This window comes from Cognataquiflexum aquatile (genome assembly GCF_003316845.1).
GTDB classification, from domain to species: domain Bacteria; phylum Bacteroidota; class Bacteroidia; order Cytophagales; family Cyclobacteriaceae; genus Cognataquiflexum; species Cognataquiflexum aquatile.
Genome location: NZ_QMIK01000003.1, coordinates 443591 through 461665, shown reverse-complemented (window position 1 = coordinate 461665; position 18075 = coordinate 443591). Strand labels below are relative to the sequence as shown.

The 18075-nt window shown below is 44.2% G+C and carries 15 protein-coding genes; 12 read left to right on the top strand and 3 right to left on the bottom strand.

Annotated elements, in window-relative coordinates; genetic code table 11:
• Positions 1-60: 60 nt before the first annotated feature.
• Together DQW11_RS10795 and DQW11_RS10790 are read right to left on the bottom strand one after the other, a co-directional pair.
• A complete protein-coding gene (locus tag DQW11_RS10795) occupies positions 61-1119 on the bottom strand; it encodes an NAD(P)H-dependent glycerol-3-phosphate dehydrogenase (RefSeq protein ID WP_113924080.1) in 1059 nt (352 codons plus the stop codon).
• Positions 1097-2794, bottom strand: coding sequence for a 1-acyl-sn-glycerol-3-phosphate acyltransferase (locus tag DQW11_RS10790; protein ID WP_113924079.1), 1698 nt, complete (start codon positions 2792-2794; stop codon positions 1097-1099). The genes DQW11_RS10795 and DQW11_RS10790 overlap by 23 nt, the downstream gene beginning before the upstream one ends.
• 212 nt (positions 2795-3006) lie before the next feature.
• On the opposite strand from DQW11_RS10790, the gene DQW11_RS10785 reads away from it, so the two are divergent.
• A complete protein-coding gene (locus tag DQW11_RS10785) occupies positions 3007-3981 on the top strand; it encodes a polyprenyl synthetase family protein (RefSeq protein ID WP_113924078.1) in 975 nt (324 codons plus the stop codon).
• 113 nt (positions 3982-4094) lie between these two features.
• Here the strand turns inward: DQW11_RS10785 and DQW11_RS10780 are convergent, their stop codons facing one another.
• Positions 4095-5324 (bottom strand): peroxiredoxin family protein, encoded by a 1230-nt coding sequence (locus DQW11_RS10780; protein ID WP_113924077.1) that lies wholly within the window; start codon positions 5322-5324, stop codon positions 4095-4097.
• A 449-nt stretch (positions 5325-5773) separates the two neighbouring features.
• Between DQW11_RS10780 and mraZ the strand changes: the two genes are divergently transcribed.
• Genes mraZ through DQW11_RS10725 form a run of 11 tightly spaced genes read left to right on the top strand, consistent with a single transcriptional unit; the run spans position 5774 to position 18071 of the window.
• Complete coding sequence (gene mraZ / locus DQW11_RS10775) at positions 5774-6214, top strand: division/cell wall cluster transcriptional repressor MraZ (protein ID WP_113924076.1); 441 nt, start codon at positions 5774-5776, stop codon at positions 6212-6214.
• Positions 6215-6216: 2 nt separating this feature from the next.
• Positions 6217-7122 (top strand): 16S rRNA (cytosine(1402)-N(4))-methyltransferase RsmH, encoded by a 906-nt coding sequence (gene rsmH, locus DQW11_RS10770; protein ID WP_113924075.1) that lies wholly within the window; start codon positions 6217-6219, stop codon positions 7120-7122.
• Between the two features lies 1 nt (position 7123).
• Positions 7124-7501, top strand: coding sequence for an FtsL-like putative cell division protein (locus tag DQW11_RS10765; RefSeq protein ID WP_113924074.1), 378 nt, complete (start codon positions 7124-7126; stop codon positions 7499-7501).
• Positions 7502-9613, top strand: a complete 2112-nt coding sequence (locus DQW11_RS10760) for a penicillin-binding protein (RefSeq protein ID WP_113924073.1) — start codon at positions 7502-7504, stop codon at positions 9611-9613.
• Complete coding sequence (locus tag DQW11_RS10755; RefSeq protein WP_113924072.1) at positions 9614-11077, top strand: UDP-N-acetylmuramoyl-L-alanyl-D-glutamate--2,6-diaminopimelate ligase; 1464 nt, start codon at positions 9614-9616, stop codon at positions 11075-11077.
• Position 11078: 1 nt separating this feature from the next.
• Positions 11079-12290, top strand: coding sequence for a phospho-N-acetylmuramoyl-pentapeptide-transferase (gene mraY, locus DQW11_RS10750; protein WP_113924071.1), 1212 nt, complete (start codon positions 11079-11081; stop codon positions 12288-12290).
• Positions 12291-13643 (top strand): UDP-N-acetylmuramoyl-L-alanine--D-glutamate ligase, encoded by a 1353-nt coding sequence (gene murD, locus DQW11_RS10745; protein ID WP_113924070.1) that lies wholly within the window; start codon positions 12291-12293, stop codon positions 13641-13643.
• Positions 13643-14815, top strand: coding sequence for an FtsW/RodA/SpoVE family cell cycle protein (locus DQW11_RS10740; protein WP_113924224.1), 1173 nt, complete (start codon positions 13643-13645; stop codon positions 14813-14815). The genes murD and DQW11_RS10740 overlap by 1 nt, the downstream gene beginning before the upstream one ends.
• A gap of 6 nt (positions 14816-14821) precedes the next feature.
• The gene (gene murG, locus DQW11_RS10735) at positions 14822-15931 is read left to right on the top strand and encodes an undecaprenyldiphospho-muramoylpentapeptide beta-N-acetylglucosaminyltransferase (RefSeq protein ID WP_262511052.1); all 1110 of its coding nucleotides are present in this window, start codon (positions 14822-14824) and stop codon (positions 15929-15931) included.
• Positions 15928-17319 (top strand): UDP-N-acetylmuramate--L-alanine ligase, encoded by a 1392-nt coding sequence (gene murC / locus DQW11_RS10730; RefSeq protein ID WP_113924068.1) that lies wholly within the window; start codon positions 15928-15930, stop codon positions 17317-17319. The genes murG and murC overlap by 4 nt, the downstream gene beginning before the upstream one ends.
• A complete protein-coding gene (locus DQW11_RS10725; RefSeq protein WP_113924067.1) occupies positions 17316-18071 on the top strand; it encodes a cell division protein FtsQ/DivIB in 756 nt (251 codons plus the stop codon). The genes murC and DQW11_RS10725 overlap by 4 nt, the downstream gene beginning before the upstream one ends.
• Positions 18072-18075 lie beyond the last annotated feature (4 nt).

Sequence of the window (18075 nt, the reverse complement as noted above, 5' to 3'; positions counted from 1 at the left end):
TACAATTAAACAATAACCAATTAACCTTTAACCAAATAACCCCTTAATCCAATAACCAAACTAAAGAAAATCCACATCCACGCTAAATGGATACTTCATTAAATATTGCAATGCTTCTTCAATCTTAAGGTCTTCAAAAAGGACTTTGTATAGGTTTTCGGTGATAGGGGCCCGCATTCCGGTTCCCTCGACAAAGGCTTTGATGAGTTTGATGGTGTTTACGCCTTCTGCTACTTCTTCCATGGTGTCAAGAATATCATCGAGCTTCTCCCCTTGTGCCAATCTGTAGCCCACTGTATAATTTCTTGACAAGGTCGAATTGCAGGTAGCCACAAGATCTCCGATCCCTGCCAGGCCGATAAAGGATTTAAGACTTCCCCCCAAGGCATTTCCCAAGTACACAAGCTCCACCATTCCCCTTGAAATCAGGAGTCCCTTGGCATTTTCTCCCAAACCCAATCCTGCTAATGCGCCGGCTGCTATGGCGATGATGTTTTTGAGAACCCCGCTCAGCTCGACTCCGACGATGTCAGAATTGCCATACACCTGGAATTTGTCAGTCCGGAGTAGTCGTTGTCCTTCCAGGATCACTTCATTGTATTTGCTCGCGACCACTGTAGCGGCAGGCTGACCTAGGTATAGTTCCCTTGCCAAATTGGGGCCTGCAAGGCATCCCACCCTCACGACAACAGTTTCTTTCATGATGACCTCACTCATGGTCAGGATATTTTCCCTGCTGATCTTCCCCATATCCTCCAAGGTTTTCCCCGGAGGTAGGTTCAGGCAAAGGCCTTTGGTTCCATGGATGATCAGGTGGTATGGGTATAAAAAAGGAGAAAATGAGCGGATCACTTCCTGAAAAGCCGAGGAAGGAACCATAAAGAATATGGTATTGCAGGATTGGCACAAATACTCCGGATCTTGGGTGCCAAGGATTTCCGGATTGATCGCTTCCCCATCGACGGTATGCTTCTGGTTGATTTCATCGACCACTTCGGCCCGTCTGACATAAGCGATTACCTTACTTTTCTCAGCTAGGATATTGGCTATGGCAGTCCCAAAACTTCCCATGCCTACGACTCCGACTGATTTTTCTTTAGAAGAGTTTTTCGAGGTCATATCCGTGAAGTCTGTTGTGGTAATAATACAGGAGATTCAAGTCCTGGGTTTCTATGTTGCCCATGCTGTTTTTGACCAAAGGACGCTTTGCATGATACATCCCGACGTTGGCCAACCCATGATCAATGATGCTGTCTATATCCATTTTCATGTGCGGCGCAATCTGCACTTTTGATTCTGCTTCCAGTTCCTTGATTTTGCCCAGTACTTTTAGACACTCTTCTTTGAATTCATTATAAATGAGCACCACATCCTCTTCCGGCAACCTGAGGAGGTTATAGAGGTCCATTTTTTTATTATCCCTTTTGATCATCTGAAAGGCAGTGAATGCCACCAAATGGGAGCTGAAAACCCTGTTGATTTTATGGAATTCCTCCACAATCCTTTTGCCCAAATGATAGGTATATTCTTCTTCCCTCTGGGCATCCACGGTAACTTTCCCATTGTAGAGAAAGTAATCTTTGGTATCAATTTTTCTCCCATTTCGGTCTATGCTGTTGCCGTCATTGTCGACATAGTTGCCCAAGACATCAAGTGCCTTTCCTACAGACACCGAGATATCGGAACCTTTGGTAAAGAACTTGACCAAAAATTTCGAGATTTTGTAGGAGGTAGAAAACTCATCCGACTCTTTATAATAGCGCTCCTGACCTGTCAAAGCCAGGTGTTCCTGTATAAGGCTTGGTGCCTCGAGGACGAAGTGGTAGTTGATCGTAACAGGGACAATGAAAATCTTTCCGCTGACATCATCTTCACCTCTTTCAAAATTTGCTCTTTGAGCTTCTACAGCCGTACTCAGGAGTCCGAGTTTGAGTTTTTTCTCTATCATCCCGCTTCGGGACCGGGTGCCACCAGGAAAGAAAAGACTATGAACGCCAAACTGCAAAGCTTCTGAAGAATAGGTTTTTAATGTCTCAAGATAAATGAGGTTTTTCTTTCTCCTGTCAACCTTGTAGGCGCCTAGGGCATTCATGAAATAAGCAAAAATGCTGATGTTGAACAGGTTCAATCCGGCCCCATAGATGAAGGGCGGCAAGCCCAAAACGGAAATAATCCAGCCGATCAAAATGCTGTCAAGATTAGAAAAATGGGTAGGAACCATTACGATCGTTCCCTTGGAGGCAAGCTCACGTATTTGGTCTGTTTCTCCTACAATCTGGATTTTATCCTGAAGGCTAAATTGATTGCTAAATATTGATTTGAATCCTTTTACCCGGGCAGCATTCAGCAACCTGGAAAAACCAAAAGTGACGATCCTACGGGTAACTTTATAGTGGGAATGGATAAAATTACTGGCGATTTCTTCCGAATACCGCATGGTAATGTCATCGAGAATTTCAAGGTATTTCTTCTTCTTTTGGGTTTTGGTCAAACTGCCATCTGCGCTGAGTTGGACCATGGTTGATTTTACTTTTCCCCAAAATTCTTTCTCATCATCCGGATCCACTGCCCAGGGATTTTGCTTCATCCTGAGTTTTTCGCGGTAAAGCGTTGTTTCAAGCTCCTCCTTGAGTAGGTCAATATTCTCTGCGGTGATTTCCAGGACTGATTTTTTACTGGCATCCGCCACTTTTCTGATAAAATCTTTCCTGTTTTTGCTGAGTTTGACGACCGGCCACTCGTCCTTTTTGGGAAGAATAGGTTCGTATTGGTGTTTGATATAAGTATCAGCCAAGGGATTTCCTTATTTTGATGGACAACAAAGATAACAAAAATCACCACGTTGGTACACGCACAATTGTGTGTTTACAATCCGTTTTAGGATGTAGAAAGAAAAAGAACTTGTTGCCTAAAACGTTTTTAACTCTGGGGTGTTTGTTTGGTAATATTTTACCTTGGGTTTTGTGCTGCTAGGAATCCATTGTATTATTGCAGCATTATTGTTTTATGAAGCCTGACCTCAAACAGATTCAAGCACCTATCGCCACAGAGATGGAGGAATTTGAAACCAAATTCCGTGACTTTATGAAAAGTAAGGTCAAACTTCTCGACCATATCACTAATTATATTGTCCGACGCAAAGGCAAGCAGATGCGGCCTATGTTTGTGTTTTTGACTGCCGGTATGTGTGGGGGGATTTCAGAATCAACATATAGAGGAGCTGCTTTGATTGAATTGTTGCACACTGCGACACTTGTACATGACGATGTGGTGGACGACTCGAATTACCGCCGCGGATTTTTTTCAATAAATGCCCTTTGGAAGAACAAAATCGCAGTTTTGGTAGGTGACTATTTGCTCTCAAGAGGTCTATTGCTCAGCGTAGACAACGGGGATTTTGACCTGCTCAAAATCGTCTCCAATGCCGTACGCGAAATGTCAGAAGGAGAATTGCTTCAAATGGCAAAATCACGGAAGCTTGACATTACAGAAGATGTCTATTATACCATCATCCGCCAAAAAACCGCAAGCTTGATTGCTTCCTGTTGTGCTGTCGGGGCATCGACTTCCGGGGCTACGGGAGAGATCATTGATAAGATGCGGACTTTCGGGGAAAAAATAGGAATGGCTTTTCAGATTAAAGATGACCTTTTTGATTATGGTGAAGATGAGATCGGAAAACCTTTGGGCATTGACATCAAAGAAAAGAAGATGACACTTCCCCTAATCTATGCCCTCAATAATGCCTCTTGGCTGGACAAAAGAAAAATAATCTATCTCGTCCGCAACAAAAACGAGGATAAGAAATCCGTCAATGAAGTCATTTCTTTTGTAAAGAAGTCAGGCGGCTTGGCTTATGCAAATGAAGCCATGAACAGGTATTTTGAGGAAGCAATGGTGCTTTTGACCGAATTCCCTGATTCTGAATACAAACACTCCTTAGAAGGCCTCGTCAGGTACACCATCGAGCGGAAGAAATAAAGTTATTTCTAAGTAGAGAAGTATTTTCTTACAGTACAATCTGATTAACCGGTACTGCAAACTGCCTTCTGCGACTGTCACCTTCTCGCTGCGACTGCGTTCCGCCTACTGATTTACTCCTCCACCAACTCACTCACCAAAGCTTCATGTTCGGCCACCCATCGGTCATAATAATCTCCGGTGCCGGGACCGGTAAATCCCGTGTGGATCTTTCTTACTTTTCCTTTTTTGTCAATATAAATCAAAGTCGGAAATGCCAAAACCTCATTCAAAGCAGGCAAGGCCTCTGAAGCCTTTTCCTTATCACTGACCCCTGCGATCAGAAAAGTGTAATTGGCATTCAGCCTGTCGATTGTCTTTTTTACCCTGGCACTTGCATAGTCAAATTCGGGCTTGCTTTCGAATGCCAAGCCTATGATTTCCACCCCTCTGCTTTTGTTCTTCTCATACCATGGAGCCAAAAACTTGGTTTCATCGACACAGTTTGGACACCAGGTCCCAAAAATCTGCACCAATACCACTTTGTCTTTGAATTTTTCGTCTTCGAGAGAAACCATTTTTCCATTTACATCAGGAAATGTGAATGAAAAAGTATCATAACCTTCTTTGAGGTAATTGAGGGAAAAAGCATCAGGAAGTTCAAAATTTTCATCCCGAATAGCCTGAAAAGTTTCCTTCGATTTGGGGCCGCTGCGGAAGCGTCCGGTTACCGAACCATCAGCCTGAAGTTCTCCCGAAAACAGGAATAAATGGTTGCCATCAAAGGTGCTCAGGTAAAAAGTATTACCCGATACGTTGCCTTCGAGGTAACGATAATCTCCAAGTTTGGTAAGAAATGTCCCGGTGATTTTATCACCGTTTTGGGTGAAAATCCCAACAGCAGGATAGGTATCTCCATCTTCCTCGAGAAACTCTGTTTTCCACTTTCCTGAGAAATCTGTCGATGGTTTTTCAGTCACTTCAAACCTGCTTCTTTCACCCTTTTCAGCTTTGAATGGCACGAAGTAATCTTTTGCATAATTTTTTGTGAACACTCCCTCTATCAGGTTGTTACCAATGAATTTTGCCCGGATTTCAGAGTCAAAAGTTCCCATAGTAACCTTGATAGAATCACCTGTGACCACCACCTCATCAAAGCTCAAAACCTCTTCTGCATGATAAGCTTCCATGATCCAGTTTTCGCCCTTTTTTACAAACCCGATTTCAAATGGGAGAAGGTCCCCGGTGAGGTTCAGTTCGGCATGCCATCTTCCTTGAATATCCGGTTTTTCTGTTTTTTTATTTCCGCAGGAAAAAAGGAAAAGAACCGGGAGAGTAAAAGCCAATACTATTAATGATTTCATAAGGTGTTGTGGTGGATTTTCTTGTAAAGAAAATTAAAATCTATAAACCTACTGGTTTTGTGTGGTAAAGAATTTTTTTGGTCAAAAGGTTCAAAAGTCTTCCAAAAAATAAAAAGAATTCTCAAAATCCTCCAAAAAGGCTAAACTCTTTGGGAAATTGCCCCACTTTTCTCCCAAAATGGAAATAATGGATTTGATCCCGAATATTTTTCATTTCATTTAACAGAAAAACGCTGTTTTTGAATTGTTTTTGACGTTTTTTTCTCGGGAGAGATTCTTCCCAAGTGGCTGAGCACCAAATAAAAAAAGGGCTATTTTTTTCAAAAATTATTGTAATAAATCAAACTTTTAAATAGTTTTAAGAAAAAGTGGAGAAAAGTGGGGAAAAGTGGTGGATGGTGTTGTTGCTTTTCTTACTTTTGTCATTGTAGTAAATCCAAGATAAGCCCATGGGAATGTTCAACAGCCGATACGAATGCAAGGTGGATCCGAAAGGACGTCTGGCATTGCCTGCCAAGATGAAGGCAGCAATACCGGAATCCAACGGTGATACCCTCATTTTGCGGCATGGAGACGATGGATGTCTTGCGTTGTACACCCAAGTAGAGTTTAAAAAACTTTTACACCAGATCAATGCGCTCTCAGACCGTGATCCAATCCAAAGGAGGATCAAGAGAGGTTTTTTTGAAAGCATGACTGAAGTGGAGCTGGATAACGCCGGACGTTTTTTGATCCCCAAGACTTTTCTCCAAAAAGCCGGTATCGACAAAGATGCCATCCTTTTGGGAGTGGGTTCATTCGTGGAAATCTGGAGTCCTGAAAAATACGATCAAAATACCATTACCGATCAGGATGAGCTGTCAAACTTGATGGATAAATATCTTTCCTGACCATGACAGCACTTCCTTATCATATCCCCGTGATGCTTGGCCCTTGCATTGAAGGCTTGGCTATTGATCCCAATGGGATTTACATAGACCTGACTTTCGGTGGCGGCGGGCATTCGAGAGAAATCCTCAAACACCTGGATAAAGGGCATTTGTATGGATTTGACCAAGATGTAGATGCTGAAGCCAATATTCCTGAGGATGCGCGCTTCACCTTCATTCAGGCCAATTTCAGGGATTTTAGAAAATACCTCCGCCTCTATGGGGTAAGCCAAGTGGACGGAATTCTCGCTGACTTGGGGATTTCTTCCCATCAGATAGACGAACCCAAAAGGGGTTTTTCGACGCGTTTCGAAGGGAAACTTGACATGAGAATGAGCAGCGGCATGGATATTTCAGCCAAAGATGTCCTGAATACTTACGAAGAAGGAAAGCTTCACAAGATTTTTGGCATTTACGGTGAAATCAAAAATGCCAAGACTCTTGCACAGGCGGTCGTCTCCCAAAGAGCGGCAGCGCAATTTGAAACAACAGCAGATTTCAAGGCTTTGCTCCAGAAATATGCGCCACGAGGCAAAGAGTTCAAATACTTCGCCCAGGTGTTTCAGGCATTGAGGATTGAAGTCAACGATGAGATGGGGGCTTTGGAAGACATGCTGAAACAAACAGTGGAGGCATTGAAACCCGGTGGAAGGTTGGTCGTGATGAGCTACCATTCATTGGAGGACAGGTTGGTCAAGAACTTCATCAACAAAGGAAAATTCCAGGGTGAGGTGGAAAAAGATTTCTACGGCAACCTACTCAGACCTTTGGAACCGATCCATAGAAAGGCACTCATCGCTGATGAGGAAGAAATACAGAGAAACAACAGGGCACGCAGTGCCAAACTGAGAATAGCTGAAAAGAAATAAGATGAGCCAAAATACTTTCAAGAAGAAAATCCAACAAGGTTCTTCTCCAAAGGGGAATGGTAAAAACATCTTTACCATGATCGAAGAGAAGCTCAACGTGACCGGTATTCTTGGAGAAGGTGTTCCGGTTCATTTTGCACCGCCTTTCTTCTTTGCGGCTTTCTTGGCGCTCATTTATATATGGAGCAACCACCGTGCAGACAACATGATCCGAAAGATCGAAAAACTGCAACAGGAAGTCGAAGACGTCAGGGCAGATGTCACCACGCTCGAAGCGGAGTTTATGCTGAGCAGCAAGCAGTCTGAAGTTGCAAAGAAAATTGCGCCTTTGGGTATCGTAGAAATAGATGAACCACCGATTAAAATCATTGTTGACTAAGTGAATATAAAACGTTCCATAGTACTGCGTGTAAGGATAGCCTTCATTTTGGTGGCTTTGTTTGCAGGGGCAATCTTCTACAGGATTGTCCATTTGCAGTTTATGGAGGGTGAAAAATGGCAGGCAAAGTCTGAGACGCTCAATTTCCAATACAAGCAGGTTACCGCTACAAGGGGAAATATCTATGCTGCTGACGGAAGTCTTTTGGCTACAAGCCTACCGTTTTACAGGGTGGTCATTGATCCAATGATGGCTAAAGAAGATGTGTTTTCAAAAGGCATTGACTCTTTGTCCTACTTTCTGTCTTCCCACTTCAAGGACAAATCCGCCAATTCTTACAAAAGAATGATCAGGGATGCACGCTCGGATAAGAAAAGATATGTCATTCTCAACCGTACCCAAATAGGTTATCAGGACATGCAGAAAATGGCCAAATGGCCGATTTTCAGAAACGGCCGCTCAGGTGGCGGTGTGATCTTCGAGAAAGTAGAAAAGAGATACAGACCCTTCAATAACCTTGCTAGCAGGACAGTAGGATTTGTCAATGAAGACAAAAACGGAGCAGGAATAGAATACAGCTTCAATAACTTTTTGGAAGGAAAAAATGGCAAAGCCCTTTTTCAAAGAATTGCCGGCGGTTCTTGGAAGCCTGTTTTTGATGCGGAAGATATCAAACCGGACGACGGATATGATATCCTCACCACTTTGGATGTCAATATCCAGGACGTGGCAGAATCTGCACTTTTGAGACATCTGACAAATAAAGATGCCGAATTTGGGTGTGTCATCGTGATGGAAGTGGCTACCGGCCAAATCAAAGCATTGATCAATCTCCAAAAAAATAAGGACGGATTGGGATATGGAGAGAACTACAATTTTGCCATCGGTGATCAAGGCTTGACAGAACCAGGTTCGACCTTCAAGTTGCTTTCCATGCTTGCCTTGCTTGAAGAAGGCAAAATCAACCTCAAAGATTCTATCGATACAGGCAAAGGGACTTTCAAATTCTATGACAGGAATATGAATGATTCCAAAGAAGGTGGATATGGCAAAATCACGATCAAAGAAGCATTTGAAAAATCTTCCAATGTGGCTATTTCCAGACTTGTGGAAGACAATTTTGGACACAATCCAAGCAAGTTTGTCGCCTACATTGAAAAAGCAGGACTCGACAAGCCGATTGATTTCCAATTGAAAGGCGAGGGAGTACCCTACTTCAAAAAGCCGGGAGAGAAAAATTGGTATGGAACCACGCTTCCTTGGATGTCTATCGGCTATGAGGCCAAGTTGACTCCTTTGCATACGCTCATGCTGTATAATGCTGTGGCCAATGACGGTAAAATGGTCAAACCCATGATCGTGCAGGCTGTAGCCAGAGGCAATCAGATCGAAGAAAAATACGAAACAGAAGTGGTACGTAGGAGCATTGCTTCCTCCAAGACCATTGACCAATTGAAGGAATTGTTGGAAGGTGTGGTAGAAAACGGCACCGCCAAGAATGTCTATACCGAAGAATACAAGATCGCCGGAAAAACAGGTACTGCACAAAAGCTGATCGGTGGCCGGTATACACAGCGGTATTACACTTCATTTGCCGGATACTTTCCTGCAGACAATCCAAAATATTCGGCCATTGTGGTGATTGACAGTCCAAAAGGTTTTGCTGCATATGGAGGTGATGTTTCAGCTCCTGTATTCAAAGAAATTGCGGACAAGATTTTTGCGCAGGATCTTGAATTGAATGAAAAGGAAAATGACAAAACATATTTGACTTCCAATTCAGGGACTTTTCCAATGATACAGGCAGGCAAAATGGACGAACTTCAGATGATCTGCAACAAGTTTGGAATCTCCAACCATGTATCGGGTGAGACTGAAGAAGAATGGGTAAAATCTACCCCGGTCAACAACGCTGTCATCTGGAAAGCCAACAAAGTGGATTCGCCGACTGTGCCTGATGTGACGGGCATGTCCTTAAGGGATGCTTTGTATGTATTGGAAAACAAAGGAATACGTGTGGTCTACCAAGGGAAGGGAAGGGTCAGAGGCCAATCCATCAATCCTGGTTCACCAGTAAATAATGCTTATGTAATCAATTTAGTATTGGGATAAATGAAAGTACTGAAAGACATATTGTATAAAGTCTCCCTGACTTCCACCATTGGAAACATGGAAGTGGAGGTTGGCGATATTGTCTTTGACAGCCGCAAAGTCCTGCCGGGAACGTGCTTCGTTGCCATTACCGGGACTCAGGTTGACGGCCATGCTTTCATTGAAACAGCCATAGAAAAAGGAGCTGTAGCCATAGTTTGCGAAACGATGCCTGAAAAGCTCCAAGGAAATGTCACCTATGTTCAGGTAGTCAATTCCTCCAAAGCATTGGGAATCATGGCATCCAATTATTTCGAAAATCCATCTGAAAAGTTGAAGCTCGTGGCGGTAACAGGTACCAATGGGAAAACCACTACCGTCACGCTTCTCTATCAGTTATTTATGGAAATGGGGTATCAGACAGGTTTGCTTTCCACCGTGGAAAACAAAATCAACGAACTGACCATCCCTTCCACACATACAACACCTGATGCGCTGAGCATTCAGAAACTCCTCCGTCAAATGGTGGATGCCGGTTGCACCCATTGCTTCATGGAGGCAAGTTCCCACGCTATCGTCCAAGAAAGGACAGCAGGTCTGGCATTTGCCGGAGCCTTGTTTACCAACATCACCCATGACCACCTTGATTACCATGGTTCTTTTGACGAATACATCAAAGCCAAGAAAAAGCTGTTTGATGAACTTCCAAAAGATGCTTTTGCGCTAGTCAATGCCGATGACAAGCGGGGCATGGTCATGCTACAAAACTTCAAAGGCTCAGGCCATACTTTCGGGTTGAAATTTCCTGCTGACTTCAAAGCCAAAATCATTTCCAATACCCTCGAAGGACTTGAGCTGGAGATTGACAACAGACAGGTTTGGTTTAGGATGATCGGTCAGTTCAATGCTTATAACCTACTTGGTGTATTTGCCATCGCAGTTCTCTTGGGTGAAGACGAGGAAGAAGTGCTGATGCAGCTTTCCAAAGTTCCCGGAGCGCAGGGTCGTTTCGACAAAATCGCCATGTATGGCATCACTGCCATCGTCGATTATGCCCATACGCCTGACGCACTCGAAAATGTCCTCAAAACCATACAAGGTGTAAGGACCGGGGGCGAACAAGTGATCACCGTCGTCGGATGTGGCGGCAACAGGGACAAAACCAAAAGACCTGTAATGGCAAAGATCGCAACCCAATTTTCGGACAAAGTGATCCTGACTTCCGATAACCCGCGTGATGAAGAACCTATGGCCATCCTGAGAGAGATGGAAGCAGGAATCAATCCGGTGGATTTCAAAAAAACACTGGTGATAGAAGATAGAAGAGAAGCCATCAAGACGGCTGCTCTCATGGCAAAAAAGGGTGATATCATCCTCGTTGCCGGTAAAGGACATGAAACCTATCAGGAAATCAAGGGGGTGAAATATCCTTTTGATGACCGTCAGGTTGTGGCCGAATTACTTAATCTGTTGAATAAAGACTGATATGCTATATCCTATTTTTGATTATTTGGACTCAGTATGGGACATCCCGGGAACGGGGGTCTTCCGCTATATCTCCTTCAGGGCAGGGATGGCGGCACTTTTTTCATTGATCATCACCATCACCTTTGGGCATAGGATTATCAATTGGATCAGAAACAAACAAATCGGGGAAACGGTCCGCGACTTGGGTCTCGAAGGACAGACCGCCAAAAAAGGAACACCTACCATGGGTGGGCTGATGATCATGGCCGGTATCATTATTCCGACTTTGCTTTTTGCCAATATCAACAACGTCTACATCATCCTTCTGCTTATCACTACGGTTTGGTTGGGGACCATAGGATTTGTGGATGATTATATCAAAGTATTCAAAAAGAACAAAGACGGTCTTGCCGGAAGGTTCAAAATCGTAGGTCAGGTTACCATCGGGATTATCGTGGGTGCCACCCTTTACTTCCATGAAGATGTCGTGATTCGTGAATTTACCAATCCGGTTTCCATCGAGGAAGGCGTAGTCGAAACCCCTGCTTTCAAAGATGTGAAAGTGGCAAAGACTACTATCCCTTTTGTCAAAAACAATGAGCTGAACTACGAGACTTTCTTAGGTTTCATGGGGGAAAGCATCACTCCTGTGCTTTATATCCTTTTGGTGATTTTCATCATCACGGCAGTTTCCAACGGAGCCAATATCACAGATGGGATTGATGGATTGGCAGCGGGGACTTCCGCGATCATCGGACTGACGATTGCGATATTCGCCTACGTTTCCGGCAACGCCATTTTCTCCCAATACCTCAATGTGATGTTTATTCCCAACTCAGGCGAGTTGGTGATTTTCTGTGCTGCATTTGTGGGCGCCTGCGTTGGCTTCCTTTGGTACAATGCCTTTCCTGCTCAGGTTTTTATGGGAGATACAGGAAGCTTGATGTTGGGTGGAGTGATAGCTGTACTTTCATTTACATTGAGAAAAGAACTGTTGATTCCAATCCTTTGTGGGATTTTCTTGGTCGAAAACCTCTCTGTGATCATGCAGGTAAGCTATTTCAAATACACCAAAAGAAAATATGGAGAAGGTCGCAGGATATTTCTGATGTCTCCTTTGCACCATCATTACCAGAAGAAAAATATCCATGAAGCCAAAATCGTATCCCGCTTTTGGATCACGGGAATACTTCTGGCCATCATCACTTTGGCAACATTGAAACTGAGATAAATGAAAAAACAGATAGCCATATTGGGTGCAGGCGAAAGCGGATTGGGAGCAGCATTGCTCGCCAAGAAGCATGGCTATGCAGTATGGGTATCTGATGCCGGGACCATCAGCGCATCCAGAAAACAAACCTTGACCGAAAACGGGATTGGCTTTGAAGAAGGAATGCATTCGGAGGAGAAAATCCTTTCTGCCGGCGAAATCATTAAGAGTCCCGGGATTCCGGAGAAATTAGCCATTGTCCAAAAGGCTTTGGAAAAAGGAATACCGGTAATCGATGAATTGGAATTTGCTTTCAGGTATTCCAAAGGAAAAGTAATCGCGATCACGGGTACAAACGGCAAGACCACAACTACACTCCTGACTTATCACCTGCTCCAAAAAGGAGGGTTGAATGTCGGATTGGGAGGAAATGTCGGCGAAAGTTGGGCCGCGCAATTGGTGGACGGAGACAAAGATTGGTGGGTATTGGAAGTCAGCAGTTTCCAGATTGACGGCTTCAAATCTCTGAAACCTTCCGTGGCAGTATTGACCAATATCACTCCTGACCATTTGGACAGGTACAACTATAAAATTGAAAATTATATCGCTTCCAAAGTTTCCCTTTTCAAAAACATGGATGAAAAAGATGCAGCGATTTATTGGCTTGACGATCAACTGATCCAATCAGGTTTTAAAAAAGTGAATCTGAAAGCGGATCGGTTACCATTTTCACTCAAAGAACCGCAAAACAAAGGCGGGTATTTTGATGGAAATGCCATCACTGTTCAAGCCGTCGGAAAAAAATTAACAATAGACCCAAAAGATATTATCCTGAAAGGAACCCACAACATGCTCAACACCATGTGCGCCTCTTTGGCAGCAACATTGGCAGGCGTGTCGGAGGAAGCCATCAGGGAAGGATTGAAGGATTTCCAAAATGCGGCACACAGGATGGAACCGGTGGCTACAATCAATGGAATTGCTTTTATCAATGACAGCAAGGGAACAAATGTCGATGCCACAGCCTATGCGCTTGACAGCTTCAAACAACCCTTGATTTGGATTGCCGGTGGGGTGGACAAAGGGAATGATTATGCAGCCCTGTACCCTTTGACTGACGGAAAAGTAAAAATGCTGATCTGCCTCGGCGTGAACAATGAGAAGTTGAAAAAAGCATTTTCAGGAAGGATTCCTGAAATTAAAGAAACACAGAGCATCGCTGAGGCAGTGGCCTTGGGATTGGAATTTGGGAAGGAAGGCGATGTGGTTTTGCTTTCCCCGGCTTGCGCAAGTTTCGACTTGTTCAAGAATTATGAAGACAGAGGAAATCAGTTTAAAGCCGCAGTGGCAGCATTAACCGCGACCGCAAAATGATGGAGAACATAAAAATATGGTTTGACAGAAATTTGAAGGGTGACCCGATTATTTGGGGCATCGTGATCATTCTTTCTGTCATCAGCATCGTGGTGGTTTATTCTGCCACGGGTTCTTTGGCATACAAATACACCGGCGGCAATACGGAAAAATACCTGATCGACCATTCAATGATGGTGCTTGCAGGCCTTTTGGTGATGTGGGTCGCCCACAAAATCCCTTATAAGACTTATGGTCTTATCGGAAGGTTTTTGTTGGTGGTTTCCATTCCGCTGCTGTTGTTCACATTCTTGTTTGGCTCGACTGTCAATGAAGCCAACAGGTGGATCACCATTCCTGTCATCAACAAGGCATTCCAACCTTCGGATATCGCAAAATTGGCATTGATAGCAACCTTGGCCTCATTGCTCGCCAGAAAGCAAAAAAATATTGACGACTTCAGAAACGCTTTCCTTCCGATGATTTTGGTCATTGGCTTGGTTTCCGGCTTGATCGGATTGGCCAATATGTCCACCGCAGTCTTGTTGCTGTCGACTTGTTTGTTGCTGCTTTTCATTGGCCGAGTGCCGATGAAATATATCCTGATGGTGGTTTTGGTTGGTGGATTGTTTCTGACTACTTCGGTTTTCTTGGGACAAAGGGGCGGAACTTTCTTTTCCAGGATAGAAAAATTTATGTCAGGGGATGAAATTCCTTTTCAGGCAGAGCAATCATTTATCGCCATTTCCACAGGAGGAATCACAGGCAAAGGTCCGGGAAAATCCGAACAGAGAAATACACTTCCGCATCCCTATTCTGACTTTATCTATGCGATCATCATCGAGGAATACGGGATGGTTGGCGGTGCGACGGTTTTGTTCCTTTATCTGGCACTGTTGTTCCGGGGAATGCGGATTGTCGCTTCTTCGACCAAGCCGTTTGGAGGATTGCTTTCGGCGGGACTGAGTTTCGCGCTTGTGCTGCAGGCCATGGTCAACATGGCAGTTGCGGTGGGATTAGGCCCGATTACCGGTCTGCCATTGCCCTTGCTGAGTATGGGGGGGACATCATTGGTATTTACTGGATTTTCATTGGGAATTATATTGAGTGTAAGCAGGGGCGACCACCAAGAACAGTTGGACAGTCCCGCTGAGGGAAGCAATAAAGTGAGGAAGACATTTCAAACAGCATAAGAGAAATTGGGAAATAGCACACCATATAGAATCATGATCAGCGGAGGAGGCACAGGAGGCCATATCTATCCGGCACTTGCGATCGCAAATGCCTGGATGGAGAAGCATCCTGACACAGAGATTCTATTTGTCGGTGCAGAAGGAAAAATGGAAATGCAAAAAGTGCCTGAGGCAGGATACCGGATCGAAGGACTCAAAGTAGCAGGATTGCAGCGAAGTCTCAGCCTTTCCAACCTCAGTTTTCCTTTCAAATTATTGGCAAGTCTGAACAAGTCCAAAGAACTTCTCAAGACATTCAAACCCAATGCCGTGGTCGGAGTCGGTGGCTATGCAAGCGGTCCACTCTTGTATTCTGCCCAAGGAAAAGGAATCCCGACAATGATTCAGGAGCAAAATTCCTATGCCGGATTGACCAACAAGATTTTGGCAAAAAAAGCAAAAAAGATCTGTGTGGCTTATCCGGGGATGGAAAAGTTTTTCCCCGCCGATAAGATCCAATACACCGGTAATCCTGTCCGCAAGGACATCCTTCAGTTGGATGGAAAAAAGGAAAAGGCATTCCGACACTTTGGATTGGAAGAAGGCAAGAAAGTCCTGTTGGTATTGGGAGGAAGTCTTGGCGCGCGCACCATCAATCAGGCGGTATTGGCTGATATGGAAGGTCTCGAAAAAGAAGGCTACCAAGTTCTTTGGCAAAGCGGGAAGTTCTACTTCTCCGAAATGTCAGAAAAAGTAAAGGCTTCTGGACTGAAACACATCCATGTTCTTGAATTTATCAGGGAAATGGATTTGGCTTATGCCGCGGCAGATGTCGTGGTATCGAGGGCCGGTGCGCTTTCTGTATCTGAACTCAGCCTTATTGGCAAGCCGGTAGTATTTATCCCTTCTCCCAATGTGGCCGAAGACCATCAGACCAAAAATGCCATGGCCTTTGTGCAGGCAGATGCAGCGGTTCTTTTGAAGGATAGTGAGGCAGTCGGGAAATTGAAATCAACAGTAAACCAACTCATGGCGGACGATATCAAAGTCCGGTCATTGGGTGAAAATATAAAGAAACTGGCCAAGCCAAAAGCAGCCGAAGAAATTGTAAAAGTATTGGAAAGCATTATCAAATGAATCTGAAAAACCTACATAGCGTCCATTTCCTTGGAATAGGTGGCATCGGCATGAGTGCTTTGGCGAGGTGGTTTAACCATGTCGGCATCAAAGTCTCCGGCTATGACCGTACCCCTTCTCCATTGACAGATGCATTGGTGGCAGAGGGAATGGAAATTGTGTTTGAAGATACTTTGGAAAATATCCCTTCCAGGATCCGCTATGACAAAGTCCATACTTTGGTCATTTGGACTCCGGCGATGCCAAAGGATTCTATCCAACTGAACTTCTTCCAAAACAACGGCTACAGCATCAAAAAAAGAGCTGCAGTTCTCGGGATGATCACTGCTGACCTTCCGACGATAGCCGTAGCGGGAACACATGGCAAGACGACAACTTCTTCCATGGTCGCTCACCTTTTGAAATCGGGAGGAAAAAATATTGCTGCCTTTTTGGGTGGCTTGACACAAAATTACAATTCCAACCTCATCCTCCATGACGAGGAAAGTGGAGACGCCACAGTAGTCGTGGAGGCAGATGAGTTTGACCGCTCTTTCCTGCACCTTCATCCAAATGTGGCTGTCGTCACCAGCGCCGATCCCGACCACTTGGACATCTATGGGGATGACGCACAGATGATGGATGGCTTCAGGGCATTTATTGACCTGATTGCTGCCGACGGGTCATTGTATATCCATGCAAAGGCATTCCAAAAACTCGGAGCTCCGAAATCCAAATCGGTTACTGTAAAGCAATACGGAATCAACACCGGAGAGATCCAGGCCAAAAATATCGTAGCAGGACCTGCGGCTTTCACCTTCGATTATGTGAGTGGAGACAAAGAAATCAAGGGATTGAAAATGTACATGCCGGGATTTCACAATGTGGAAAATGCCCTGCCTGCCATTACGGTCGCTTTGGATTATGGCGTCGAAGAACAAGCCGTCCGTGAAGGTTTGGCAAGTTATAAAGGAGTAAAAAGAAGATTTGAAATCTGGGTTCAGGAAAAGGACAGGGTATTTATCGATGATTACGCCCACCATCCTGAGGAGATCCGCGCTTTTCTTTCATCTGTCAAAGCCATGTATCCTGATAAAAAGTTGACGGCAATTTTCCAGCCGCACCTTTTCACCAGGACCAGAGATTTTGCAGCAGGATTTTCAGAGAGTCTTTCATTAGCTGACGAAGTGGTCTTGCTGGAGATTTATCCGGCAAGGGAACTCCCAATCGAGGGAGTAAATGCGACGATGCTGTTGGAAGGAATCACTTCCGCCAAAAAATCCCTCCAATCCAAAGAAGGATTGTTGGATTACCTCAAAGCGGCTAAGCCTGAGGTTTTGGTTACCATCGGTGCAGGAGACATTGACAGACTGGTATTACCTATCGCAAACTGGATGAAAGGACTATGAAAATTAGGATCAAAAAATCATTGATTTTCGCCGCTTTGACATTGGTTCTGATCGGCTTTATAGGATTTGTGGAGAAAAAAGATTCTGAGAAAGTCTTCACCGGGATTGAAGTCAGGGTCAAAGGAATTGCAGATGTCTATTTCGTAAATGAAAAAGACATATTGAAAAACATACAGACTGAATTTCCAATCCTGCAAAATGGTGTATCCATGCAGGAAGTGGATTTGAATAAAATTGAAAAGAAGGTGGAGACTTATGCTTTTGTCCGCAATGCAGAAGTATTCGCAGACCCCAAAGGACATGTGATGGTGGAGATTACCCAGCATATTCCGATTGCAAGGATTGTGAGACCAAGTGCAGCAGACGGCTACATTTCTTCGGAAGGAAAAATATTACCGACATCCAATTCATACACCACTAGGGTGATGACGCTTGAGGGTGCTTACGCCGAAAGTCTTTTGAAGCTCGAGGATATTTCCGAAAGCCACAGCGACCTCATGGCAATGATCAATTTTATTAATGCCGATGAGTTTTGGAAAGCGCAGATCTCCGGGATGGATATTTCCCGAAAGACGGACATCAAACTCTACCAGCAGGTAGGCAAGCAGGTAATCGAGTTTGGGGAAGCCAAGGATTTAGAAGAAAAATTTGAAAAGATAAACCTGTTTTATGAAGAAATCATCCCTGCTAAAGGATGGAATGCATACAGCAGAGTGAATGTAAAATATAAGGGCCAGATTGTTTGTGAATAATTGA

Bases quoted from the DNA above. Each gene is read 5' to 3' on its own strand.
- DQW11_RS10795 (WP_113924080.1), bottom strand. From the start codon at position 1,119: ATGACCTCGAAAAACTCTTCTAAAGAAAAATCAGTCGGAGTCGTAGGC.
- DQW11_RS10785 (WP_113924078.1), top strand. From the start codon at position 3,007: ATGAAGCCTGACCTCAAACAGATTCAAGCACCTATCGCCACAGAGATG.
- DQW11_RS10780 (WP_113924077.1), bottom strand. From the start codon at position 5,324: ATGAAATCATTAATAGTATTGGCTTTTACTCTCCCGGTTCTTTTCCTT.
- mraZ (WP_113924076.1), top strand. From the start codon at position 5,774: ATGGGAATGTTCAACAGCCGATACGAATGCAAGGTGGATCCGAAAGGA.
- rsmH (WP_113924075.1), top strand. From the start codon at position 6,217: ATGACAGCACTTCCTTATCATATCCCCGTGATGCTTGGCCCTTGCATT.
- DQW11_RS10765 (WP_113924074.1), top strand. From the start codon at position 7,124: ATGAGCCAAAATACTTTCAAGAAGAAAATCCAACAAGGTTCTTCTCCA.
- DQW11_RS10755 (WP_113924072.1), top strand. From the start codon at position 9,614: ATGAAAGTACTGAAAGACATATTGTATAAAGTCTCCCTGACTTCCACC.
- mraY (WP_113924071.1), top strand. From the start codon at position 11,079: ATGCTATATCCTATTTTTGATTATTTGGACTCAGTATGGGACATCCCG.
- murD (WP_113924070.1), top strand. From the start codon at position 12,291: ATGAAAAAACAGATAGCCATATTGGGTGCAGGCGAAAGCGGATTGGGA.
- DQW11_RS10740 (WP_113924224.1), top strand. From the start codon at position 13,643: ATGGAGAACATAAAAATATGGTTTGACAGAAATTTGAAGGGTGACCCG.
- murC (WP_113924068.1), top strand. From the start codon at position 15,928: ATGAATCTGAAAAACCTACATAGCGTCCATTTCCTTGGAATAGGTGGC.
- DQW11_RS10725 (WP_113924067.1), top strand. From the start codon at position 17,316: ATGAAAATTAGGATCAAAAAATCATTGATTTTCGCCGCTTTGACATTG.